Raw genomic sequence first — 24311 nt, 5'->3', positions numbered from 1 at the left:
CTTCCGGAACGAGCGGCGATGTTGGCCTTGCTGCGCGGAGTTCCTGCAACGGCATCGACGGCCCGGGAAACCGGGCCGTTTTGCATGGGCTCATTCGTCGTGCGGCGGCGCCGTGCCGCTGACGATGCGGGCCTGGCGCTGGTGCGTCCAGTAGGCCCAGGCCCAGTCCAGCATCACCGCCAGGCGGTTGCGGAAGCCGATCAGAAAATAGATGTGCACCAGCAGCCAGACGATCCACGCCGGCAGCCCGGACATCTGCAGCTTGCCGAACTGCGCCACCGCCGCCATGCGGCCGATGGTGGCCAGCGAGCCGGCGTCGCGGTAGCGGAATGGCGGCCGCGGGCGGTCATCGCCGCGCAGTCGCCGCGCGATCGTGGCGGCCACGTACTTGCCCATCTGCTTGGCCGCCGGCGCCACGCCGGGGACCGGCGAGCCATCCGGCCGGAGCACGCTGGCGAGATCGCCGACGACGAACACCCCGGCGTGGCCGGGCACGCCGAGATCCTCGTCGACGCGCACGCGGCCAGCCTTGTCCAGCGGCACCCCGAGCATGGCGCCCACCGTCGAGGCAGCCACGCCCGCGGCCCACAGCACGGTGCGCGCGGGCAGGCGGCGCTCGCCGAGCTTCACGCCTGCGGCGTCGATCATCGTCACCGGCACACCGGTATGCACTTCCACGCCCAGGCGTTCGAGTTGGCGGCGTGCCTTGTCCGACAGCACCGGGTCGTAGCCGGCCAGCAGCCGCGGCCCTGCTTCCACCAGCCGCACGCTGGCATTGCGCGAATCGAAGTGGCGGAACTCCCCGCGCAGCGTATGCCGCGCCAGCTCGCCCAGCGTGCCGGCCAGTTCCACGCCGGTGGAACCGCCGCCGACCACGACGAAATTCAGCCACGCCTGGCGCCGCTCCGGATCGTCTTCGCGCTCGGCCTGTTCGAATGCGAGCAACACCCGGCGGCGAATCGACTGCGCGTCGTCGAGCGTCTTCAGCGCCGGCGCGAACGGCGCCCATTCGTCGTGGCCGAAGTAGGCATGGGTGGCGCCGGTGGCGATCACCAGCCAGTCGTAGTCGAGCCAGCGCGAGCCGCAGCCCACCCGACGGGCGGCCAGGTCGACCGCGGTCACCTCTTCCATCAGCACGGTGAGGTTGCGTTGCCGCCGCAGGATGTGCCGCAGCGGTGCGGCGATCGAGGTGGCGGAAAGGCTGGCGGTGGCCACCTGGTAAAGCAGGGGCTGGAACAGATGGTGGTTGCGGCGATCGATGAGCGTGATCTGCGCGTCTGCGCCTGCCAGCCGTCGCGCCGCGCTCAACCCGCCGAAGCCTCCGCCGAGAATCAGGATGCGGGGCTTGCCCGCATCGGCAACACGTGGATCGCTCATCGCTGCAGCATGCGCGCCGTGCCGTGCACGCCGCGTCGACCGCGCAGGCGCCGGCTCACGGCTGCCGCGTCGCCGGCATGCGCAGCGCCATGCCCTTGAGCACGTTCAGCGCCTGCGCCAGCGCGTAATCGCTGGTGGCCAGCCTGGCGTCGGCGGCGCTGCCGTCGTCGTCGATGTCGGTTGCAGTGGCTGCCTTCTCGTTGGCGAGGTGGTTGGGCAGATCCGCCTCGGAGCTGATCAGCACCGGCGGGTGGTCGGCCTGGCTCACCGCGAGGTCGGCCAGCGCGATGTCCGGCTTGATTCCCTCGGCCTGGATGGAGGTGCCGTTGGGCGTGTAGTAGCGCGCCGTGGTGATCTTCACCGCATGGTCGGCATCCAGCGGCAGCACGGTCTGCACCACGCCCTTGCCGAAGCTGCGCTGGCCCATGGTCAGCGCGCGGTGATTGTCTTTCAGCGCGCCGGAGACGATCTCGGCGGCCGAGGCGGTGCCGTGGTTGGTCAGCACGATCATCGGCGCGCCGTCCAGCAGGTCGCCGGGGTGGGCGCTGAAGCTCATGTTGGCGTCGGGCAGCCGCCCGCGCGTGGTCACGATGACGCCGCTGTCGAGGAAGTCGTCGCCGACGGCCACGGCCGCGGTGAGCAGGCCGCCGGGGTTGTTGCGCAGGTCCAGCACGGCGCCCTTCTGCGGGCCGTCCCTGGTGACCAGCTCGCCCAGTTTCTTCTGCAGGTCGGCGGCGGTGTCATCCTGGAACTGGCTGATGCGGATGTAGGCGTAGCCGGGTTCCAGTTCGCGCACCTTGACGCTGCTGACCGAGATCAGTTCGCGCACCAGCGGCATGTCGACCAGCTTGTCGCTGCCCTCGTGCATGATGGTGAGGGTGATCTTGCTGCCCGGCTTGCCGCGCAGCCGCTGGAACATCTCGTTGACGTTCTGCGGGTCCACCAGCTTGCCGTCGATCTTGACGATGTTGTCGCCCGGCTTGATGCCGGCGCGCGCGGCGGGCGTGTCGTCGATCGGCGAGACGATCCTGAGCCCGCCATCCACCTGCAACACCTCGATGCCCAGACCGCTGTACTGGCCGGAGGTGTCCTCGCTGAGCTGCTGCAGGCCCTCCTTGTCGAGGTACTCGCTGTGCGGGTCGAGCCCGGCCAGCATGCCGGTGATGGCCGCCTTCATCAGGGTCTTGTTGTCGACCTTCTCGACGTAGGCCTGGCGCACCATCTGGTAGACGCGGCTGAAATTGCGGATGTCCTGCAGGTCCACCGGATCGGCCGCGGCGGTGCTGCCGGCGCGCGCCGGTTCGCCCGCGCTGGCCGCGCTGGCGGGGGTGGTCTGCGCCTGACCGGCGCCGACGGCCAGCAGCGACAGGAAGGCCATGCAGGCGGCCGCTCTACGGTGGGAACAAGGCATGCAGTTGACTCCGCTCGACGGAAAGACGGCGCGCCGCAGCGCCGCCGAAGTATGGCAGGAGGTGGGACCGCCGGATCGCGCAACAATTCACCACGCCGTGCGGCGGTGCCTCAGCCGTGCTTGCGCAGCCAGCTGGCCGGGTCCACCGGCTGGCCGTTCTTGCGCAGCTCGAAGTACACGCCGGTGTTGACGCCGGTGACCGCGCTGGCGGTGCCGATCGCCTCGCCGGCCTCGACCTCGTCGCCAACGCCGTGCAGCAGGCTTTCGTTGTTGCCGTACATGCTCATCCAGCCGTTGCCGTGGTTGAGGATGAGCAGCATGCCGTAGCCGCGCAGGAAGCCGGCGTAGATCACCCGCCCGCGCGCCACCGCGTGCACCTCGCTGCCGGCGGCGGCCTTGATCAGCACGCCGTTGCCGAACGGGTTGACCGCGCCGCTGGCCGGCCACGGCAGCTTGCCGCGGATGTCGGCCGCGCGCGACGGCGGCGGCTGGCCGCGTTGCGGCGCGGCGGCCTCGTCGATGGCCTTCTGCAATTTGTCGAGCAGCTGGTTGAGCGATTGCGCGTTCTGTTTCATCGCGGCCAGGCGCTGCGCCTGGTCCTTGTACTTCGCGTCGGTTTCCGCGGCCAGCTTCTGCCGCGCCGCGCGTTGCCGCGCCAGCTGCTGCGCCTGCTGTTCTCGCTGGGCCTTCGTCGCCTGCAGCGTCTGCTGCTGGGCCGCGATCGAGCTTTCCAGTTCCTGCAGGCGGGCCAGGTCGCCCATCAGTTTCTCCACGCGCTGCACGCGATCGCGCTGGAAATACTGCGAGTAGACCAGCGCGCGGGCGATCCGCGCCACGTCCTCGTCGCCGAGCAGCAGGCGCAGGTCCGAGCCGTGGCCCAGGGTGTAGGTGGCGCGCAGCAGGTCGGCGATCGCGGCGCGCTGGTGCTGCAGTTCGCCTTGCAGCGTGTCGCGCTGCTGTTGCAGCTCGTCGAGCTGCTTTTGTCCCGCCGCCAGCGCGGCATCGGTCTCGCGCACGGCCCTGGCCGCGGCGGCCAGCGCATTGGCCTGCTTCGCCAATTCCGCGTTCATGCTGTCGCGCCTGGCCGCGGTGTCGGCCTGCTCGGCGGCCAGCGCCTCCATCTTGCGGCGCAGGTCGGCCAGCTTCTGCCTGGCGGCGGCCTGTTCGGCGCGGCTCCCGTGCTGGCCGGCCGGCGCGGCGGGTGCGGCGTACGTCACGCCGAGGCAGGCAACGATGAGCAGCGCGCCGAGCACGCGGCGGATCGAACGGGATGGATTGCGCATCGGTCGATTATCACCGAGCCCGCGGCGCGGGGCGAGCGTGCCGGCGACGGTGCTATGTTGGCGCGATATCCGCGGCGCCACGGTGCGGCGCCGACGAAACGTCGAGAGAGGGTGTGGGTGCATGTGCGTGATCGCGTTTGCCTGGCAAGTCCATCCACGCTGGCGCCTGTTGCTGGCCGGCAACCGCGACGAGTTCCATGCGCGGCCCAGCGCCGCGCTGGCGCGTTGGGACGATGCGCCTATTCTCGCCGGGCGCGATCTGCAGGCCGGCGGCAGCTGGCTCGGCGTATCCGATGCGGGGCGTTGCGCGGTGGTGACCAACGTGCGTGATCCGCGCGACCCGCAGCTCGGCGCCTCGCGCGGCCTGCTGATCCGCGACTACCTGACGGGCGCCGAGGATGCCACCGCGCATGCGGAGCACCTGCTGCGCGTGGCTGCGGACTATCGCCCGTTCAACCTGCTCACCTTCGATGCGCAGGCGGCGTTCTATCTCGGCAACCGGCCGCAGCCGGAGGCGCAGGCGGTCACGCCCGGCGTGCACGGCCTGTCCAACGCCGACTTCAATACGCCGTGGCCGAAGACGCGCGCGCTGATGCAACGCCTGCAGCGCTGGATCGACGATGGCGACGACACCGACTTCGCCGCGCTGTTCGCCGCGCTGGCCGACGAGCAACTCGCGCCGGACGAGCATTTGCCGGACACCGGCGTCGGCCTCGAGCAGGAGCGCCGGCTCTCCAGTGCCTTCATCCGCGGCGCCGATTACGGCACCCGTGCCAGTACCGTGGTGGCGATCGACCATGACGGCGCCGGCGTGATCGCGGAGCGTCGCTTCGGTCCGCACGCGCGCTACCTCGGCGAAACCTTGCTGCGTTTCGGTGGCCGATTGCCGGCCTGAGCGGACAGCGTTCACCTACGCAGCCCGGCGGCGCAGCCGGCTGGGTGGGCCGCCGGGCGGCGGGCAGGCTGGTTCCCTGGTCCGGGTCGAGGGGATGGGCATGCGCAAGGGATGGCTTCTGCTGGCGGCGATCGTGTCGCTCGCCCACGGCGTGCACGCGGGTTGCCCGGACTGGCCGCCCGCGCGGGCGCAACACGAGTTGCTGGCGCTGCACGATCGCCTCGACGGCTGGAACCACGCCTATCGCGTCGAGGGCGCCGCGCCGGTGGACGATGCGGTGTACGACCAGGCCTTGCAGCGGTTCGAGCAATGGCGCCGCTGCTTCCCCGGGCAGGCGCCGGCGGCGCTGAACCACCTGGGTGATGCCGGTGGCCGGGTCACTTCGCCGGTGGCGCAGACCGGCCTGGCCAAGCTGCCCGATGCCGCCGCCCTGGCGCAGTGGATGCGCGCGCGCGGCGACCAGGATCTGTGGGTGCAACCGAAGGCGGACGGCGTCGCGGTCACGCTGCTCTACGTCGATGGACGCCTGCGCCAGGCCAGCAGTCGCGGCGACGGTTTGCACGGCTCGGACTGGACCGGACAGGCGCGGCGGATCGCCGCGATCCCCAGGTACCTGCCGCATGCGCCGGCGCGTGTGGTGCTGCAGGGCGAGCTGGTCTGGCGCCTGCCCGGCCACGTGCAGGCCACGGACGGCGGCCTCAACGCGCGTTCGGCGGTGGCCGCGGCGATGGCGCGCGATGAGCTCGGCGATGCGGCCGCGCACATCGGCCTGTTCGTGTGGGATTGGCCCAGCGGCCCGCCCGACATGCCGGCGCGGCTGGCAGGATTGCAGGCGATGGGGCTGGCCGACAGCGTGCGCTACACGCAACCGGTCGCCTCGCTGGCCGAGGTGGAGCGCTGGCGTGAGCAGTGGTATCACCACGCGATGCCGTTCGCGGCCGATGGCACCGTCGTGCGCCAGGGCCGGCGGCCAGCCGCCGCGAGCTGGCGTGCCGCGCCGCCGGAGTGGGCGGTGGCATGGAAGTATCCGGCCGCCTCCACGTTGGCCGAGGTGCGCGCGGTGGAATTCACCGTCGGTCGCAGCGGCCGCATCACGCCGGTGCTGCAGCTTGAACCGGTGCAACTGGACGACCATCGGGTGCAGCGCGTCAGCGTGGGCTCGCTCAAGCGCTGGCGCGAGCTCGACATCCGTCCCGGCGACCAGGTCGAGGTGGTGCTCGCGGGCTTGACCATTCCGCGCCTGCAGTCGGTCGCCTGGCGCGCGCTGCAGCGCGCGCCGGTGACGCCGCCGGACCCGCGCATGCACGGGCCGCTGACCTGCTGGCAGGCCACGCCGGGTTGCGAGCAGCAGTTTCTCGCCCGGCTGGCATGGCTCGGCGGCCACCACGGACTGCAGCTGGAAGGGTTGGGCGAGGGCACCTGGCGGGCGCTGGTCGACGCGGGCCTGGTACGTCATCTGCTGGACTGGATGAGTCTCACGCCGTCGCAGCTGGCCGCCGTGCCCGGCCTCGGCGCGAACCGCGCGGCCGCGTTGGCGCGGGTCTTCGCCAGTGCGCGCGAGCGTCCGTTCGCGCGCTGGCTGCAGGCGCTGGGCGTGCCGGCCGCACAGGCGCGCGGAGCGGCCGACTGGCCGACGCTGGAGGCGCGCGGAGCAGACGATTGGCAGGCGCAGGAGGGCGTCGGTGCCGGCCGCGCGAACCAGCTGGTGGCGTTCTTCGATTGCGCCGAAGTTCGCGAGCAGGCCGTGCGCCTGCATGCAACCGGCGTGCCCGGCTTCTGAAGCTCAGCTCTTCAGTTCGCCGTCGTGGTAATACCAGCGGCCGTCTTCGCGCACGAAATGGCTGGTCTCGTGTTGCCGCTGCGCGCGACCGCCGCCGAGGCGATAGCGGGCGACGAATTCCACCGTGGCGTGGTCGGCATCGATCATCTGCTGGCGCCGCACCTCCAGCCCCAGCCAGGTCGGCGCAGGTTGCTGCGCGGCCAGCCGCAGCGAGGCGGGCCGGGTGTCGGCGTGCCAGCTGGCCAGCAGGTAATCCTCGCGCTTGAGCACGTAGGCGCTGTAGCGCGAGCGCATCAGCTGCTCGGCGCTGGCAGCGGGGGCGCCATCGTGCAGCGGGCCGCAACAGGCGGTGTAGCCGGCGGAGTTGCCGCAGGGGCAGGGGGTCAGCGTGTCGATCGACTTCATGCGGCCTTTGTACCTGCTTCGGCCCCGACTTGCAGGTTCAGCCGTGCATGCGCTGCCATACGCGGCAGCGGTTGTGCGCCGGCATCGCGACGTCGAGCAGCAGGTGGAAGCCCGCGGCCTCGGCCAGCGCGTCCACCGCCTCGGCGTTGCGGATCGCCATGTGCGCGCCGCGCGTGCGCAGCCAGGCGTCGAACGCGGCGTTGCTGGCGCTGGTGTAGCGGCCATGCTGGTTGAACGGCCCGTAGATCGCCAGCACCGCATCGGCGGTGGTGACCGCGGGCAGCCGGGCGAACAGCCGCTGCACTTCCGCCCAGCTCATGATGTGCAGCGTGTTGGCACTGAACACCGCATCGAAGGGGCCGGCCGGCCAGTCGCCATTGACGTCCAGCTCCAGTGGCGGCGGCGTATTCGGCAATGCCGCCTCATCCAGCCAGGCGCAGATGCCCGGGAGATTCTCGGCGCGGTCGGAGCATTGCCAGTTCAGCCAGGGCATCGCCGCGGCGAAGTGCACCGCGTGCTGGCCGGTGCCGCTGCCGATCTCCAGCAGGTGCCGGCATCCGGCGACGTGCCGGCGCAGCACGCCGAGGATGGATTCGCGGTTGCGTTCGCACGCAGGCGAGTGGGGTTTGTCCACGCCCGCGCCACGCTCAGGCGGGGCGACCGCGCAGCACGCGCGCCGGCAGCATCAGCAACGCGCCGAGGAAGGCGAACACCGCGCTCACGGTGATGCCGACCAGCCGCAGCGGCAGCAACACCAGCCACACGATCGGGTACAGCACCAGGGCGAGCAGGGCGATCGGCCAGCAGAACACCAGCAGCAACAGCCAGAGCAGGAAACCGACCATGCGTTGATCCTCCGCAGGGGTGGGGACGCCGGCACTGTAGCGCAGCGCGCGGCGCGCGCGCAGATGACTCCCGACACCCCCCGCCGCGATTCAGGCCATCGGGCTCACGCCGATCAGCCACAGGTGCAGCCACAGCACGAAGGCGAGCCAGAGCGCGCCGCCGATCACCACGGTGAGCACGTCGCCCTGCACCGTGCCGGCAGCGTAGACGGTGGCTTCGCGGCGATCGCGCCGGCGCGAGACGGCGAACAGCACGACCGCCCACAGCAGGAACGCGCCGAACAGCACCATGTCGTGCAGCATGCCGGTGGCCAGCAGGTGGCCGAATGCCCACACCTTCACCGCCAGCACCTGCGGGTGATGCAGCTTCGCCTTGAAATGGTTGCGCGGCACCCGCGCCGCGATGAACAACACGAAGGCCACCAGGGTGAACAGCGCATTGAGATGGCGCAGCCACAGCGGCGGCACATACAGCAACACCGGTTGCTGGCGCGCCAGTCCGAAGCCCCAGCAGAGCAGTACGAAACCGGCGATCGCCACCGCGGCATACAGCACCTTCCAGCGCATCAGGCCCATCCGCGCGATCTGCCGCCCCCGCCAGTCGTCGGCGAAGATGCGCAGCGAGTGGATGCCGAGGAACAGCACGAGGCCGAGAATCAACACGAGCATGGCGGGATGACTCCGATGGCGGCGACGAAGGTCGAGGATAGGCCAGCGCGGCGCCGCGGCCCAGTGACATCCGTCAGGCGACGGGTTCGACGTGCACGACCAGCGCCACCGCATTTGGGTGCAAGGTCATCGATGCCGCGCCCGACGAAGGTCGCCAGGCATCGCCTGCTTGCAGCGTACCGTCGACGCAGTCGATGGCGCCGCGGGCGCAGTACACCAGCACGGTGGCGGCGCCCGTCGCGTGCGCTCCGGTATCCCGCCACACTTCGATGCCGCCGCGCGCGCGGCCGCGGCGCAGCATCAGGTTGAAGTCGCGGGTGGGGCCGCCGGCCAGTGCCACCTCGACCTTCGCCTCGCCGGGAAACGCGAACGGCACAAACGGAGCGGTCAGCGCGTGGCTGCGGCCGTCATCCAGCGTCATGGTGAAGCCGGCCCCGTCGAGAAGCGCGATCTGCCGGTCGATGCCGGGAAACGCGGAGAACGGCGCGGCGCTGTCGACCTCGGCGAGGCTGACGCGCCACAGGAAATCGTCCATGCCGGCGGCGGATGGCTGGACGGCTATTTCGCGGGTGCGGCCCAGGCCGTTCTTCCACGGCCGCAGCGGGCAGTCGGACAGGCGGACGATCATGCGGTTCTCTCGATGACGCGCTCGAACGGCGGCAATGCGCGCAGCATGCCGCTGCCGTAGCGCTTGGTGACCACGCGGCGGTCCAGCAACACGATGCGGCCGTGGTCGGTTTCGCTGCGGATCAGGCGGCCGCAGTACTGGGTGAGCAGGCGGGTAGCCTCGGGCACGCTGACCTCGATGAACGGGTTGCGGCCGCGCGATTCCAGCCACTCGGCGTAGGTCGCGCCGACCGGGTCGGTGGGCACGGCGAACGGCAACTGGGTGATCACCACCGTCTCGCACAGCTTGCCGGGCAGATCGAGGCCTTCGCCGAACGAGGCGAGGCCGAACAGCGTGCTGCCCTTGCCGGCCTCGATGTCGGCGCAGTGCTCGGCGACCAGTTGCGACTTGCCCAGCGACCCTTGCGCGCGGACCTTGCGCACGTGCGCGATCGGCAATTTCTGCAGCACGCGGTCGAGTTTCGCGCGCGAGGTGAACAGCACCAGGTTGCCGGCGTCCCAGTCGAGGTGGTCCGCCAGCCAGGCGCTGATTTCCTCGGCGTGTGCCTCGCGCGCGTCGGGAAGCGTGTGCATCGCGGGCACTTCCAGGCGTGCCTGCGCGGCGAGGTCGAACGGCGAGGGCAGGCTCAGCGTCACCGCATCGTCGGGCAGGCCCACGGCATCGGCGAAGCCGCGGAAGTTGCCGCCGGCACTGAGCGTGGCCGAGGTCATCACCACGCCGCTGGCGTTGTTCCACAGCACGTTGCGCAGCAGGCCCGCGGCGGAGACGGCCGAGGCATGGCAGACCAGTTGCTGGTCCGCGCCCAGGGTGACCCAGCGCGCCAGCGGCGGGGCGTTGTCCGGATCGTCGCTGGACCACGCGCGCCAGCAGGCGGCCTGCCGGCCGATGCGCTCCAGCGCGATGCCGAGCTCGCGCGACAAGGCCTCCTGGGTCGGTCCGCCGTCGGTCATCTCCACCACGGCGCGCCGCACCGCGGTGAGCCAGCGCTGCACCTCGCCGGTGAGCAGGTCGAGCGCGCGCGCATGCTCCACCCACGGCTCCGGCAGCTGGCCCAGCGAGCCGCGGTACATCGGTTCGGTCTCGGCCGGGTCGGGCAGCCAGGCGAGGCGGATTTCCTTCTCCAGCTCCTCCAGCGTGTTGCTCAGCTCCTGCAGCTTCTCGTCGCCCTGGCCCAGCGCGAGCTTGCCCAGGCGTTCCTTGTCGGTCAGCGAATAGGCCGCATGCACCTGCCGGCCGAGCCGGCTCAACTGGCGCACGGTGGCGGTCATGAAGACTTCGGCCGCGCCGCGTTCGATCGCCTTGCCGGGCACGTGGTGGCCTTCGTCGAAGATGTACAGCGTCTCGTCCGGGCGCGGCAGGATCACGCCGCCCCAGCTGTCGTCCTCGCCCGGCATGGTGAGATCGGCCAGCACCAGATCCTGGTTGGCCACGATGATGTCGGCGTCGTCGACCGCGCGGCGCGCGGCGAAGAACGGGCAGTTCATGAACTGCCCGCACTTGCGCCCGGTGCAGCCGCCGGCGCTGGTGGTGATCATCGGCCGCAGCAGGTCGCTGACCGGCTCCGGCGCGCTGTCCATGTCGCCGTTCCATTCGCCGCGGTCGAACGCGTCGCGCAGCTTGGCCAGCGACTGCTTGTCGCGCGGTTGCGGCGGCTTGTTCCACAGCAGCAGGTCGGCCTCGAAACCGGCCAGGCCAAGCTGCGCGTCGTGGATGCTGTTGGCCGCCATCAGCAGGTTGCGCGGGCACAGGTAGCGGCCGCGGCCCTTGGCCAGCGCCACCTTCGCTTCGATGTCGTTGAGTTTCAGGTACAGCGGAATGTCGCGCTGCACGAGCTGTTCCTGCAGCGCCACGGTGGCGGTGGCGATCAGCAGCTTCTTCTTCTGGAAGCGCGCCACTTCATGGCCGGCGACCAGGTAGGCCATCGACTTGCCGGTGCCGGTGGGCGCCTCGATCACCGCCACGCCGCCGGCGCTGGCCAGCGCCTTGGCGACCTCGGCGATCATGCGCCCCTGCGAGGCGCGCGCGCGAAAGCCCGGCAGGCCCTCCTTGATGCGGGCGTAGGCGGCACGAATGGCGTCCTTGGTGGAGTCGGCGAGCATGCGGGGTGACAGGTCCGTGACACGGTGCGGGGCCGGGGCGCGCCGCGCGTGTGCGCTGCCCTGCCGGCGGGCTGCCCAGTCTATCGGACATGTCAACGCGGCCGCGGCTTGCCGATGCCCCGCGGAATGTCGCACAGTGGCAGGCGCGTATGCTGGGTCGGGCCGCGGCTCGAACCTGATCCGGCGACATCCCGGCGACATCCCGGCGACAGAAAAGGGGGCACGATGGAGTCGATGTCCATCGACGACTCGCTGCAATTGAATTGGCTGACCCATCTGGTCGGCGCCCGCTCGCCAGCGGAAGTGGCTGCGGCAATCGCCGCGCTGGCGCGAGACCGGCCCGGCTGCGAAGCCGCCAGCGTGTTGTGGCGGCTGCACGATCGGGCCGGCGTCTGCAGCATGCCGCCCATGCCGGTCGACGATGCCGATTGGCCGTGGATCGAACTGGCTGCCGGCACCGCCGGGGCACAGTGGCATGCGGACGGTCAACGCGTGGCACTGCGCCTGTGCGAGCTGCCGCAGCCGGCCGTGCTGGTGCTGCGCCTGCAGCCTGCATCGGCGGGTCCCCGCTTTCTCGACGAGATGGCTGCGCTGCTGCGGCCGGCCCGCCTGCATCTGCAACGTGCGCTGGAATGGCTCGAACTGCAGCACTCGCACGAGCAACTGGAGCGCTCGGAGAACCTGCAGCGCGCCTTGTTCGCGATCTCCGACCTCGCCGGTTCCGAGCGCGACATGCCCACCGTGCTGCGCGGCATCCATGCCATCGTCAGCGGGCTGATGTACGCGGACAACTTCTTCATCGTGCTGCACGACGCCGCGCGCGACACGGTCCGTTTCCTGTACTACGTCGACGTGGAAGATCCCGTGGCGCCAGGCGGCGGCCTCGACATGCCGATCAGCGCGATCGAGCACACGCTGACCTGGTATGTGCTGAGCGACGGCAAGGCGCGCATGGGCGACGCCGAGGAGCTGCGCATCCAGGCGCAGGGCCCGGTGAAGGTGATCGGCACCGACAGCCGCGACTGGCTCGGCGTGCCGATGATGCGCGACGGCCGCCCAGGCGGGGCGCTGGTGGTGCAGAGCTACCGGCCCGAGATCGGCTACACCCCGGGCGACCTGGCGCTGCTGGAGTTCGTCGCCAGCCACATCCTGATCGCGCTGGAGCGCAAGCAGGGCAAGGAGGATCTGGAACAGCGCGTGCAGTTGCGTACCGCGCAACTGGCCGAAGCCAATCGCGGCCTGCAGCAGGAGATCGTCGAGCGGCAGCGCGCCGAGCACCTGCAGACCGCGCTGTTCCGCATCGCCGAACTGGCCACCGCGCACATCGACCATGGCGAGTTCTACCGCCGCGTGCACGGCGTGGTGGGCGAATTGCTCAACGCGCAGAACTTCTACATCGCGCTGCTCTCCGACGACCGCCAGCAGTTGCTGTTCCCCTACGCCGTCGACGCCAAGCTGCGTCCGCCGCCGAGCCGCCCGCTCGGCCGCGGGCTGAGCGAATACGTGCTGCGCCGGGGCACCGCATTGCGCGCCGACAACGCCGACATCGAGGAGCTGGAACGCAGCGGCGAGATCGTGGCCGGCCGTTCCGGCTCGCCTTCCACCTGCTGGCTCGGCGTGCCGTTGATCGTCGGCGACGAGGTCATCGGGCTGGTGACGGTGCAGAGCTACGACGCCGACGTCTCCTACGGCCCGTCCGAGCAGGAATTGCTGAGTTTCGTGGCCACCCAGGTCGCCAACAGCCTCACCCGCCGCCGTGCCGCCGAGGCCCTGCATCGCGCCTACGAGCAGCTGGAACACCGGGTGGAAGAGCGCACGCTGGCGCTGCGCAAGGAGATCATCGAGCGCGAACGCGTGCAGGATCAGCTCAAGCACCAGGTGATGCACGATCCGCTGACCGGCCTGCCCAATCGCAGCTATCTGCGCGACCGCATCGACCGCGTGCTGTCGACGCCGGCGTCAGGCACACGCCCGCGCTGCGCGCTGCTGTACATGGACGTGGACCGCTTCAAGATCATCAACGACAGCCTCGGCCACCTGGCCGGCGACGAGGTGCTGAGAGAGGTCGCCACGCGGTTGTCCGGCTGCGTGCGTCATCCGGACCTGGTGGCGCGGCTGTCGGGCGACGAGTTCGCCATCCTGCTGGAATCGGTGGAGCAGCCGGCCGACGCCAACGTCGTGGCGCAAAGGGTGATGGATGCGCTGGCCGAACCGATGCCCGCCGGCGGCAAGGAGTTGCAAGTGGCGGTCAGCGTCGGCATCGCCATCGGCGACGGCCGCTACCTGACCGCCGACGAGGTGCTGCGCGATGCCGACATCGCGCTGTATCGCGCCAAGGAACTCGGCCGCAAGCGCTACCAGCTGTTCGACGAGACGCTGGCGCGCAGCGTGGTCGACGTGCTGACGCTGGAAGGCGAGCTGCGCCAGGCACTGAAGCACGGCCAGTTCGAGCCGCATTTCCAGGCCATTTGCCGCCTGGAGGATCGCGCGGTGGTCGGCTACGAGGCGCTGATCCGCTGGAACCATCCGCAACGCGGCCTGCTGCTGCCGGGCGATTTCCTCAAGATCGCCGAGGACAGCGGGCTGATCGAGGCGATCGACTGGCACATGTTCGAGATCAGCTGCCAGCGCCTGCGCCGGCAGGAGCGCACCGACACCTTCATGACGCTCAACGTGTCGGCGATGCACCTGCGCCACGACAATTTCGACTCACGCCTGATCGAGCTGCTCGAACGCACCGGCCTGCCGCCCACGCGGGTGGTGGTGGAAGTCACCGAGGGCGCCCTGCTCGACGATCCGGAGCGCGTGCGCACCACGCTGGAGCGCCTGCGCGCCGCCGGCGTCGGCGCGGCACTGGACGATTTCGGTACCGGCTATTCGTCGCTGAGCTATCTGCACTCGCTGCCGCTGCGCATCCTGAAGATCGACCGCGCGTTCGTGAACGAGCTGGACAAGGGCGCCAACACCAGCAGTACCACCGTGGTCGCAGCGGTGCTTGCGCTGGCCCGCGCGCTGGACATCGACGTGGTCGCCGAAGGCATCGAGACCGAGATCCAGTACGCCGCGCTGCGCGCGATGGGCTGCGCCATGGGGCAGGGCTACTGGATCGGGCGGCCCGCGCCGTTCGAGTCCTGAATCGCGCGCCCTATCGCGCGGCGGCGATCTGCCGCAACGCCTGCTCGAACGCCTCCGGCGGCTGACCGCCGGAGATCAGGTGCTGGCCGTTGACGATGGTGGCCGGCACCGAGTGGATGCCGCGCGACATGAAAAACTGCTCCTGCGCGCGCACCTCGTCGGCAAATTCGTCGCTTTCGAGCAACTGCCGCGCCCGTTCGCCATCCAGCCCCGCTTCGACAGCCAGCCGCGCCAGCGTGTCGTGCGAACTCACGTCCTCTCCGTCGGTGAAATACGCGCGCAGCAGGATCTGCTTCAGCACCAGCTGCCGCCCTTCCAGCTCGGCCCAGTGCAGCAGCCGGTGCGCGTCGAAGGTGTTGTAGACGCGGCTGCGCCGGTCCATGTTGAAGGTGAAACCGAGTGCCGCGCCGCGCGCACGGATCGCCTCGCGATTGGCGTCGATCTGCTCGGCCGAACTGCCGTACTTGCGCCGCAGGTGCTCGGTGGAATCCTCGCCTTCCGCCGCCATCTGCGGATTCAGCTCGAACGGCTGGAAGTGGATTTCCGCGGACACCTCGCCATCGAGCTTCGCCAGCGCATGCTGCAATGACGCCAGGCCCACGGCGCACCAGGGACAGGACACGTCGGAGACGAAATCGATGCGCAGCGGAACGGGAATCGCTGACGTGGACATGGGATATCTCGCAAATCCGGGGGGAGGCAGCGGCGCTGCGGACCCGACTCAAGATGCGGCCGGGGCGCGGCACAATCAATCGTCTGCGCGAACCCGGCTTTTCGCCATGTCCAGTGCCAGCGCCTCGGCCACCTTGATGCCGTCCACAGCGGCGGAAAGGATGCCGCCGGCGTAGCCGGCGCCTTCGCCGGCGGGATACAGGCCGCGGACGTTGAGGCTCTGCAGGCTGTCGTCGCGCGTGATGCGGACGGGCGAGGAGGTGCGCGTTTCCACGCCGGTGAGGATCGCGTCGTGCATCGCGTAGCCGCGGATCTGGCGCTCGAACGCGGGCAGCGCTTCGCGGATCGCGGCGATGGCGTAGTCGGGCAGCGCGCTGTCGAGGCTGCCCAGGGTGACGCCGGGCTTGTAGGAGGGCTGCACGTCGCCCCATTCGCGTGATGCGCGACCGGCGAGGAAGTCGCCGACCAGCTGCGCGGGCGCGTTGTAGTTCTCGCCGCCGAGGGTGAAGGCGTGGCTTTCCAGTGCACGCTGCAGCGCGATGCCGGCGAGCGGGCCTTCACCGTACGGCGCGAAGTCGGACGGCTCGATGCCGACCACCACCGCCGCGTTCGCGTTGCGCTCGTTGCGCGAGTACTGGCTCATGCCGTTGGTGACCACGCGGCCCGGCTCGCTGGTGGCGGCCACCACGGTGCCGCCGGGGCACATGCAGAAGCTGTACACCGAGCGGCCGCGTCCACCCTGATTTCCCTTGCCGTGATGCACCAGCTTGTAGTCGGCCGCGCCGAGGATCGGATGGCCGGCCTGCGGCCCGAAGCGGGCGCGGTCGATCACCGACTGCGGGTGCTCGATGCGGAAGCCGATCGAGAACGGCTTGGCCTCCACGTATACGCCGCGCGCATGCAGCATCTCGAACGTATCGCGCGCGCTGTGGCCGAGTGCCAGCACCACGTGATCGGCGCGGATCTGTTCGCCGCTGGCCAGGGTGACGCCGCGGATCTGCTGCCGGCCGTCCGCGCGCGGTTCGAACAGCAGATCGTCCACGCGCTGGCTGAAGCGGATCTCGCCGCCCAGCGACTCGATCGTCGCGCGCATGTGCTCCACCATCGACACCAGCCGGAACGTGCCGATGTGCGGCTTGCTGACGTAGAGGATCTCCTCCGGCGCGCCGGCCTTGACGAACTCGGTGAGCACCTTGCGGCCGTGGTGTTGCGGGTCGCGGATCTGGCTGTACAGCTTGCCGTCGGAAAAGGTGCCGGCGCCGCCCTCGCCGAACTGCACGTTCGACTCCGGATGCAGGTTGCGCTTGCGCCACAGGTCCCAGGTGTCCTTCGTGCGCTCGCGCACTTCCTTGCCGCGGTCGAGGATGACCGGGCGGAAACCCATCTGCGCCAGGATCAGGCCGGCGAACAGGCCGCAGGGGCCGAAGCCGATCACCAGCGGGCGGTGTTCGAACCGCGGCGGTGCCTCGGCCACGAAGTGGTAGCGGGTGTCCGGCGTGGGCTGCACGTGCGCGTCGTCGGCGAAGCGTTGCAGCAGTTCGGCTTCGCGCGGGGTGTCGATGTCCAACGCGTAGATCAGCGTGATCGCGCCACGCTTGCGCGCGTCGTAGCCGCGGCGGGCGATGGTGTAGCCGGTCAGCTCGCCGGGTTCGAGCTCAAGCCGCCTGGCGATGGCAGCGGCAAGCGCGGCCTCGCCGTGGTCGAGCGGCAGCTTGAGGTCGGTGAGTCGCAGCATGCGTGGGGTCCGGTGCGCCGATGGCGCGCGCGATTCCCGGCGCCTTCGATGGGCCGGCCATTGTCGACGCCTTGCGTGCGGCCGACAAGGCGGCCGGCGAGCGGAAACTGACGCTGCGGGTCACTCAGGCCGCCAGCAGGGTCAGGAACTGCTCACCGGTTGCCCGCGGGTGCAGCAGGATGAAGCGCGTGTGCGCCGGGTCCGTGTGCTTGCGTGCCGCGGCGACGCAAACCTCGCCATCCTCCGCGATGATGGCGGGGGGCGTGGCACGCTGCTCATCCCAGGGCGCGCGGCACAGTTGGCCGTGTTGCGGGCCGCCGGCGATGATGCATTCAAAAATCCTGTTCATGGAAAGTCACTCGAAGGGGAAGAACCGTGGGGACGAGTGACAGCAAGCAGGGGACGCGCCAGCAGCGGGCAGGCAAAGGTGGTGTGCGTCACAGTTTGGGACATGCGCCGCCAGTCGCGGCTGATCGCCGTGGTTTCAACGAGTGGAGCGGCTGGGGCGACTGCTTGCGGTGGCGAGTCCGGCCTCCGCCCGGACTCGCTTCCGCAGGACGGAGTTCGCCCGCTCAGGCTTCGCCGATGAAGTCTTTCTTGCCGATGTCGGTGCCCGCTTCGCGCAGGATGTTGTAGGCGGTGGTGCAGTGGAAGAACAGGTTGGGGATGGTGAAGCCGAACAGGTACGCCTGACCCTCGAGCGTGACTTCGCCGGCGCGTGTCTTCATCACGACGGTGCGGGTCTCGCTGCCGTCGATCTGTTCGGCGCTGAAGCTCTTGACGTAATCGATCGCCCGCGCGATGCGGTCGTAGGCCTGGGGCAGGGTGGTCTCGTTGTCCTCGAAGGACTTCGGTTCGACGCCGGCGAGGCGCGCCGCGCCGCGCGTGGCCATGTCGCAGGCGATCTGGATCTGCTTGATCAGCGGCAGCATGTCGGGGATCAGGCGCACCTGCAGCAGCACTTCGCCGCTGACGTTCTTCGAAATCGCATGTTGCTCGCCCTTCTGCAGCACATGGGTGAGGTTGCTCAGCGCGCGGACGAAGACGGGGACGGAGGCCTGGTACATGGAAAGTGTCATGGTTTTTCTTCCTGTGGGTGGACCGCCTGCGGCGGATGGGTGGGTGTTGCCGGATGGATGGCGGACAGTGCCGGCGCGTCGCCGGGCAGCGGTTCGGCCGTGACGTGGGCGGCGGGTTGCGGCAGGCGCCGGGTGGCCCGCGCGGCGATCACCAGGCCCGCCAGCATCAGGCCCGCCGACAGCACGAAGGCGGCGCCGGGCAGGTGCAGCGGCGAGCCCGGCGCAATCGACAGCGCAAACACCTGGGCGAACAGGTACGGCCCGAAGATGCCCGCGAAACTGCCCAGGCTGCCGATCGCGCCCTGCAGTCGACCCTGCTCGGAGGGATCGACCTGCTGCGTCATCAGGGACTGGATTGGCGGCATCGCCAGGCCCCACAGGGCCAGCAGGGGGATGCCGAACAGGAAGGCCCAGCCGACATCGGCCACGCCCATCACCAGGAACGCGCCCACGCCGAACAGCATGCCGGCCAGCAGCACGCGGCGTTCGCCGAAGCGCGGCGCCAGCTTGCCGGTGAGCACCGCCTGCACGAAGCCGTCGCAGGCGCCGACCAGCATCAGCACGTAGCCCACCGCCTGCGGGCCCCAGTGGTAGCGGTAATCCGCGTACAGCACGAACACCGTCTGCAGCACGTAGTGGGCGAGGTAGACCAGGAACAGCACGATGGCCAGGTGGAACACCTGCCGCTGGCGGCGCAGCAGCTTCAGCGAGCCGAACGGATGCGCGCTGTGCAGCTCGATGCGCGCGGTGCGGCGTTCGGCCGGCAGCGACTCGGGCAGGATGAAGCAGCCGTACAGGAAGTTGCACAGCGCCAGCCCGGCCGCCACCCAGAACGGCAGCCGCAGCGCGATGCCGCCCAGGAAACCGCCCAGCCCCGGGCCGATGATGAATCCCAGTCCGAACGCGCTGCCGAGGATGCCGAACGCGGCGGCGCGCTTCTCCTTCGGCACGATGTCCGCGATGTACGCGTTGGCGGTGCTGAAGCTGGCCGCCGTCATGCCCAGCAGCACGCGCGCGGCGAACAGCAGCCACAGCGTGGGCGCCAGCGCCAGGATCACGAAATCCACGGCCAGGCCGAGGTTGGAAACCAGGATCACCGGCCGCCGCCCGAAACGGTCCGACAGCGCGCCCTGCACCGGCGAGAACACGAACTGCACGATCGCGAACACCGTGCTGAAGATGCCCACCCACCACGCCGCCCGGGCGATGCCGCCGCCGGCCAGCTGCTCGATCAGGTGCGGCAGCACCGGGATGATGATGCCGAACGCCAGCATGTCGAGCAGCACGGTAACGTAGATGAAGGCCAGCGCGGCGCGATGGCGCGGAGCGACAGGCATCGACGGCTGGTCCATGGACGTGGCGAAGCGAGGGGAAGGCGACGATAACCCACGCCTGCCGCGGCCGCATGTGCAACCGGTCAGGTATCCCCGTGCCGCCGGAGCGATACCATGCAACATTCTCTCGCCAGGACACGATCATGCTGCGACGCCTGCTTCCCGCCTGCCTGCTGCTCGCGCTGTCCGCCTGCTCCTCCCATCCCGACGCCGCGCAGCCGGTGTCGAAGGAAGAGCTGGCGCCCGCGCCGACGACCTCCGTGGTCGCGCCCGCTGCCATCGAGACGGCGGCACAGGTGCAGCGGCATCTGTCCGACTACGCCACGGTGAAACTCACGGCGGACCTGTCGGCGTTCGATGCCGGGCAGAAGCAGATGATCGCCCTGCTGGTGGAGGCCGCCGACAGCATGAACGCGCTGTACTGGAAGCAGAGCTGGGGCGACCGTGACGCGCTGCTGGCGAAGATCGGCGACCCGGCGGTGCGCGAATTCGCCGAGATCAACTACGGCCCGTGGGACCGGCTGGACAACGACAAGCCCTTCGTCGACGGCATCGGCCCGCGCCCGGCCGGCGCGCAGTTCTACCCGGCCGACATGACGAAGGAGCAGTTCGAGCAGTCGCCGCTCAAGGACAAGACCGCGCTGTACACCCTGCTGCGCCGCGACGCGCAGGGCCAGCTGGTCACCGTGCCCTACCACGAGGCGTACAAGGCCGAACTGGAAAAGACTGCCGGCCTGCTGCGCGAAGCCGCGAAACTGGCAAAGGACGCCGGCTTCCGCAAGTACCTGACGATGCGCGCCGACGCGCTGCTGAGCGACGACTACCAGCCCAGCGACTTCGCCTGGATGGACATGAAGAGCAACCCGGTCGACATCGTGATCGGTCCGATCGAGACCTACGAGGACCAGCTCTACGGCTACAAGGCCAGCTACGAATCCTACGTGCTGATCAAGGACCAGGCGTGGAGCGCGAAGCTCGCGCGCTTCGCCAAATACCTGCCCGAACTGCAGCGCGGCTTGCCGGTGGCCGACAAGTACAAGGCCGAGAAGCCCGGCTCCGACGCCGACCTCAACGCCTACTTCGCGATCTACTACGGCGGCGACGCCAACGTCGGCGCCAAGACCATCGCGATCAACCTGCCCAACGACGAGCAGGTGCAGCTGAAGAAGGGCACGCGCCGGCTGCAGCTGGAAAACGTGATGCAGGCGAAGTTCGACAAGATCATGCTGCCGATCGCGCATGAACTGATCGCCGAAGACCAGCAGAAGAACCTCACCTTCGACGCATTCTTCCAGAACACCATGTTCCACGAAGTGGCGCACGGCCTGGGCATCAAGAACACGCTGGACGGCAAAGGCACCGTGCGCAAGGCGCTGAAAGACCAGGCCTCCAGCTTCGAGGAAGGCAAGGCCGACATCCTCGGCCTGTACATGGTCAGCAAGCTGGCCGACAAGGGCGAGCTGGACAAGTCGAAGCTGATGGACAACTACGTCACCTTCCTCGCCGGCATCCTGCGCTCGGTGCGCTTCGGCGCCAGCGACGCGCATGCCAAGGCGAACATGGTGCGCTTCAACTTCTTCAAGCAGCAGGGCGCGTTCAGCCGTGACGAGAACACTGGCCGCTACCGCGTCGACTTCGACAAGATGACCGCGGCGATGAACGCGCTGTCGGCCAAGCTGCTGACCATCCAGGGCGACGGCGACTACGAAGCGGCCAAGCGGCTCACCGACCAGATGGGCGCCGTCGACGCCGAGCTGGCCGGCGACCTGAAACGGCTCGACCAGGCGCATATCCCGGTCGACATCCGCTTCGAGCAGGGTCTGGACGTGCTGGGCCTGAAGAAGCTCTGACGAGTCTCGGACGCGGTAGGGCGGGCACTGCCCGCCGGCTTCTGCTCCTGCCTTGTGTCGTCATGCAGTGCGGCGGGCATTGCCCGCCCTACGGCAGCGGTGACGAGTTTTTGATCCAGTCGGTGACGGCTTGCGGGTGTTCGAGGTGCAGGTGGTGGCCGCCGTCCATGTGACTGACTGCGATGTGCGCCACGCAAGCGGCGCGGGTCTGCATCATCGCGTCGGGCAGGTAAGGCGTCGTCGGCTGCGCCAGCAACAGCGCGGTGGGTGCGGTGATGCCGCGCAGCAGCGCGTGCACTTGCGCCTCAGCCATCCGCACGGCGCTGGAACGGGTCAGCCGCGGGTCGCTGCGCCAGCACCAGCCGCCGTCGGTTTCGAGCAGGCCGCGCTCGACGATCGACCGTGCCTGTTCGGCGGGCAGGCCACTGGCGATGCTGCGTGCGCTGATCGCCTGGGCGACGTCGCGGAACACCCGCAGCGGCTTGCCGTTGCTCTCGCGTGGCGCCAGCGCGTCACGGAAGCGCTGCAGCGTGTGCGAACCGTCGTCGCCGAGCGGGCCGAGGCCTTCGATCAGCAGCAGGCGCTCGATCCGCTCGGGCCGCGCCGCAGCGACCAGGCTGGCGATGCCGGCACCCAACGAGTGGCCGAGCAACGCGTAGCGATCCAGCTGCAGCGCGTCGACGGCTGACAGCACCGCCTGCACGTGGTCGACGTAGTGGTAGCTGGCGCCGGCGGGGAGATGGCCGGAATGGCCATGGCCCGGCAGGTCCAGCGCGATCACCTGCCAGCGCGCGGCCAATCGCGGCGCCAGGCGCGCGAAGCTTCCGGCGTTGTCGAGCCAGCCGTGCAGGGCCAGCAGCGGTGGCAACGTGGCCTCGCCCCAGACTTGCGCTGCCAGCGTCGACGCGGGCAGCGCGATGCGCCGCTCGACCGGTTCGGTCATGCGCCGCCTTCCGGCCAGCCACCGAGGTGTCGGTGTATCAGCGCGGCGAGGCCGGCCACCTGTTCGGCGCTGTCGTTCAGTGCGGGGATGTAGCGCAGCGTCTCGCCGCCGGCTTCGGTGAAGAAGTCGCGGTTCTGCATCGCGATCTCCTCCAGCGTCTCCAGGCAGTCCACCGCGAAGCCGGGGCAGGCCACGTCGAGCCTGCGCACGCCGTCGGCAGCGAGCCGGCGCACGGTGGCATCGGTATACGGTTGCAGCCAGCGCTCGCGCCCCACTCGCGACTGGAAACTGACGACCATGTCCGCTTCGCCCAGCTGCAACCGTTCGCGCAGCAGTTGCGCGGTGCGCCGGCATTGTTCCGCGTAGGGATCGCCGAGCCGCACGTAGCGCTCGGGAATGCCGTGGAACGACAGCAGCAGTTTCTCGCCGCGGCCGTTGGCCGCCCACCAGCGTTCGATGCTGGTGGCCAGCGCTTCGATGTGGCCGTCGTCGTCGTGGTAATCGTTGACCAGGCGCAGCTCCGGCGGCCAGCGCAGCGTCTTGAGCGCGTCGGCGACGGCGTCGATGACGGAACCGGTGGAGGTCGCCGAGTATTGCGGGTACAGCGGCAGCACCAGCAGCCGGCGCACGCCCTCGCGCTGCAGCTGTTCGACGGCGCGTACCACCGACGGCTCGCCATAGCGCATCGCCAGTGCCACCCGCAGCGTGCCGGGTTGCCGGCGATCGAACTCGGCCTGCAGCGCCGCGGCCAGCGCCTCGCTGAGGTAGCGCAAGGGTGAGCCGCGTTCGTCCCAGATCCGCGCATAGGCGTGCGCGGAACGTTTCGGCCGCACGCGCAGGATCACCCCGTGCAGGATCGGCCACCACCGCCAGCGCGGGTAATCGATCACCCGGCGGTCACCGAGGAACTCGGCCAGGTAGGGGCGCACGGCGGCGGCGGTCGGCGCGGTCGGCGTGCCCAGGTTGACCAGCAGCACGCCAGCCTGAACGGTGGCCGGTGCGGCCTCGTGGGAATGGCCGGCAACGCCGGTATAGTGATCGGGCAAGGGCATCGTGACAGTCGTGAAGCGGCGCGGTCGTACCGGCCACAAACCGCAGTCTGCCACAAGCACGCCGGCAGCCGACGCCCGACGAAATCATCTCAAGCCTATGGAGCTCCCATGTCCAAGACCATGCTGCCCCACGTGTTGCTGATCGGCCTTGCCCTGCTGCTGCCGCTGACCGCGGCGCACGCTGAGGACCCGCCGCTGGTGCGCGCGACCAATGCGGTGACGGTGCTCAACGAAATCATGCAGGCGCCCGACAAGGCGATTCCGCGCGACCTGCTGCGCGACGCCAGGGCGATCGCGGTGATTCCCGGCATGCTCAAGGTCGGTTTCGTCTTCGGCGGCCGCCGCGGCGAAGGCCTGGTCTCGGTCAAGGCCGCGGACGGCACCTGGTCCAACCCCAGCTTCATCACCATGACCGGCGGCAGCGTGGGTTTCCAGGCCGGCGTGTCGTCCACCGACGTGGTGCTGGTGTTCCGCACCCAGAAGGGCGTCGATTCGATCGTGAACGGCAAGTTCACCCTGGGCGCCGATGCCGCTGCCGCCGCCGGCCCGGTCGGGCGCACCGCGCACGCCTCGACCGATGCGCAACTGAAGGCGGAGATCTACTCCTACTCGCGCAGCCGCGGCCTGTTCGCCGGTGTCGCACTGGATGGCGCGGCGCTGCGCATCGACTATGATGCGAATGCCGCCGTGTATGGCGCGGGCATCACGCCGCGCCGCATTTTCGAAGGCGGCGTCAGCAACGTCCCTGCGCCGGTCGTGAAGTTCCGCGACCAGCTCGAGGAGTACACTTCACAGTAACTGACGGCGCGATTGGCGCCAGCTTTGTTCGGCTGGAATCGGCCTCGAGGTTGACCATGGGTTTTGACAGCGTCTGGCATTGGCTCATTTTCCTGGTGATCGTGCTGCTGCTCTTCGGCACCAAGAAAATCCGCAACTTGGGTCCGGACCTGGGCGAGGCCATCCGCGGCTTCAAGAAGGGCCTCAGCGGCGACGACGAGGCGAAGAAGAAGGACGACGAGGACGCCCGCCGCAAGGAGGCCGAGCAGTTGCGCGCCGATCCCAAGCCGGCCGATCCCGCCGCGACGCAGAGTCAGCGCGACTCCAGCGAAACCCGCTAGG

General features: G+C 69.6%; 22 protein-coding genes. 6 read left to right on the top strand and 16 right to left on the bottom strand.

The features are described 5' to 3' along the window. Nucleotides 1-90 precede the first annotated feature (90 nt). The 3 genes from ACVCL3_RS09725 to ACVCL3_RS09715 form a co-directional block, all read right to left on the bottom strand. Nucleotides 91-1377 (bottom strand): NAD(P)/FAD-dependent oxidoreductase, encoded by a 1287-nt coding sequence (locus ACVCL3_RS09725; RefSeq protein ID WP_447097486.1) that lies wholly within the window; start codon nt 1375-1377, stop codon nt 91-93. A 55-nt stretch (nt 1378-1432) separates the two neighbouring features. Beyond that, nucleotides 1433-2788, bottom strand: coding sequence for a S41 family peptidase (locus ACVCL3_RS09720; protein WP_447101125.1), 1356 nt, complete (start codon nt 2786-2788; stop codon nt 1433-1435). Between the two features lie 110 nt (nt 2789-2898). After that, the gene (locus ACVCL3_RS09715) at nt 2899-4071 is read right to left on the bottom strand and encodes a murein hydrolase activator EnvC family protein (protein WP_447101124.1); all 1173 of its coding nucleotides are present in this window, start codon (nt 4069-4071) and stop codon (nt 2899-2901) included. Between the two features lie 121 nt (nt 4072-4192). Here ACVCL3_RS09715 and ACVCL3_RS09710 point away from each other — a divergent pair, with 121 nt between their 5' ends. Both ACVCL3_RS09710 and ligB read left to right on the top strand, forming a co-directional pair. Next, the gene (locus tag ACVCL3_RS09710) at nt 4193-4966 is read left to right on the top strand and encodes an NRDE family protein (protein ID WP_447101123.1); all 774 of its coding nucleotides are present in this window, start codon (nt 4193-4195) and stop codon (nt 4964-4966) included. 100 nt (nt 4967-5066) lie between these two features. Further along, nucleotides 5067-6746, top strand: a complete 1680-nt coding sequence (ligB, locus tag ACVCL3_RS09705; RefSeq protein WP_447101122.1) for an NAD-dependent DNA ligase LigB — start codon at nt 5067-5069, stop codon at nt 6744-6746. Between the two features lie 3 nt (nt 6747-6749). Here ligB and ACVCL3_RS09700 read toward each other — a convergent pair whose 3' ends face one another. The 6 genes from ACVCL3_RS09700 to dinG form a co-directional block, all read right to left on the bottom strand. After that, entirely contained in the window at nt 6750-7151 is a 402-nt protein-coding gene (locus tag ACVCL3_RS09700; protein WP_447101121.1) for a YchJ family protein, read from the bottom strand. Between the two features lie 37 nt (nt 7152-7188). After that, nucleotides 7189-7785, bottom strand: coding sequence for a DUF938 domain-containing protein (locus ACVCL3_RS09695; protein ID WP_447101120.1), 597 nt, complete (start codon nt 7783-7785; stop codon nt 7189-7191). 13 nt (nt 7786-7798) lie between these two features. Continuing rightward, nucleotides 7799-7996, bottom strand: a complete 198-nt coding sequence (locus ACVCL3_RS09690; protein ID WP_395121056.1) for a hypothetical protein — start codon at nt 7994-7996, stop codon at nt 7799-7801. A 90-nt stretch (nt 7997-8086) separates the two neighbouring features. Beyond that, a complete protein-coding gene (locus ACVCL3_RS09685; protein WP_447101119.1) occupies nt 8087-8665 on the bottom strand; it encodes an NnrU family protein in 579 nt (192 codons plus the stop codon). 73 nt (nt 8666-8738) lie between these two features. Then, entirely contained in the window at nt 8739-9293 is a 555-nt protein-coding gene (locus ACVCL3_RS09680; protein WP_447097480.1) for a HutD/Ves family protein, read from the bottom strand. Continuing rightward, entirely contained in the window at nt 9290-11392 is a 2103-nt protein-coding gene (gene dinG, locus ACVCL3_RS09675; protein ID WP_447101118.1) for an ATP-dependent DNA helicase DinG, read from the bottom strand. Before dinG ends, ACVCL3_RS09680 begins: the two co-directional genes overlap by 4 nt. 234 nt (nt 11393-11626) lie before the next feature. On the opposite strand from dinG, the gene ACVCL3_RS09670 reads away from it, so the two are divergent. Beyond that, entirely contained in the window at nt 11627-14527 is a 2901-nt protein-coding gene (locus ACVCL3_RS09670) for a bifunctional diguanylate cyclase/phosphodiesterase (RefSeq protein WP_447101117.1), read from the top strand. 10 nt (nt 14528-14537) lie between these two features. Here the strand turns inward: ACVCL3_RS09670 and ACVCL3_RS09665 are convergent, their stop codons facing one another. From ACVCL3_RS09665 to ACVCL3_RS09645, 5 genes are all read right to left on the bottom strand, one after another. Then, nucleotides 14538-15200 carry a DsbA family oxidoreductase gene (locus tag ACVCL3_RS09665; protein ID WP_395121061.1) on the bottom strand — a complete coding sequence of 221 codons (663 nt, stop codon included), beginning with the start codon at nt 15198-15200 and terminating at the stop codon, nt 14538-14540. A gap of 75 nt (nt 15201-15275) precedes the next feature. Then, entirely contained in the window at nt 15276-16934 is a 1659-nt protein-coding gene (locus ACVCL3_RS09660) for an NAD(P)/FAD-dependent oxidoreductase (protein WP_447101116.1), read from the bottom strand. Nucleotides 16935-17058: 124 nt separating this feature from the next. After that, nucleotides 17059-17283, bottom strand: a complete 225-nt coding sequence (locus tag ACVCL3_RS09655) for a hypothetical protein (RefSeq protein ID WP_395121063.1) — start codon at nt 17281-17283, stop codon at nt 17059-17061. Nucleotides 17284-17506: 223 nt separating this feature from the next. Beyond that, nucleotides 17507-18013, bottom strand: coding sequence for a DUF1993 domain-containing protein (locus tag ACVCL3_RS09650; protein ID WP_447101115.1), 507 nt, complete (start codon nt 18011-18013; stop codon nt 17507-17509). Continuing rightward, nucleotides 18010-19365: a TCR/Tet family MFS transporter gene (locus tag ACVCL3_RS09645; protein WP_447101114.1), complete on the bottom strand. Its 1356-nt coding sequence runs from the start codon at nt 19363-19365 to the stop codon at nt 18010-18012. Before ACVCL3_RS09645 ends, ACVCL3_RS09650 begins: the two co-directional genes overlap by 4 nt. A gap of 125 nt (nt 19366-19490) precedes the next feature. On the opposite strand from ACVCL3_RS09645, the gene ACVCL3_RS09640 reads away from it, so the two are divergent. Beyond that, nucleotides 19491-21197, top strand: coding sequence for a dipeptidyl-peptidase 3 family protein (locus ACVCL3_RS09640; RefSeq protein ID WP_447101113.1), 1707 nt, complete (start codon nt 19491-19493; stop codon nt 21195-21197). An 88-nt stretch (nt 21198-21285) separates the two neighbouring features. On the opposite strand, the gene ACVCL3_RS09635 is transcribed toward ACVCL3_RS09640, so the two are convergent. After that, nucleotides 21286-22140 carry an alpha/beta fold hydrolase gene (locus tag ACVCL3_RS09635; RefSeq protein ID WP_447101112.1) on the bottom strand — a complete coding sequence of 285 codons (855 nt, stop codon included), beginning with the start codon at nt 22138-22140 and terminating at the stop codon, nt 21286-21288. Beyond that, complete coding sequence (hemH, locus tag ACVCL3_RS09630; RefSeq protein WP_447101111.1) at nt 22137-23192, bottom strand: ferrochelatase; 1056 nt, start codon at nt 23190-23192, stop codon at nt 22137-22139. The genes ACVCL3_RS09635 and hemH overlap by 4 nt, the downstream gene beginning before the upstream one ends. 108 nt (nt 23193-23300) lie before the next feature. On the opposite strand from hemH, the gene ACVCL3_RS09625 reads away from it, so the two are divergent. After that, nucleotides 23301-23990 carry a lipid-binding SYLF domain-containing protein gene (locus tag ACVCL3_RS09625; RefSeq protein ID WP_395121069.1) on the top strand — a complete coding sequence of 230 codons (690 nt, stop codon included), beginning with the start codon at nt 23301-23303 and terminating at the stop codon, nt 23988-23990. 56 nt (nt 23991-24046) lie between these two features. Then, entirely contained in the window at nt 24047-24310 is a 264-nt protein-coding gene (gene tatA / locus ACVCL3_RS09620; protein ID WP_395121070.1) for a Sec-independent protein translocase subunit TatA, read from the top strand. Nucleotide 24311 lies beyond the last annotated feature (1 nt).

The organism is Rhodanobacter sp. UC4437_H4 (genome assembly GCF_052978425.1).
Note: the sequence above shows the minus strand (reverse complement) of the source record. Positions and strands in the feature narration are given on the sequence as shown.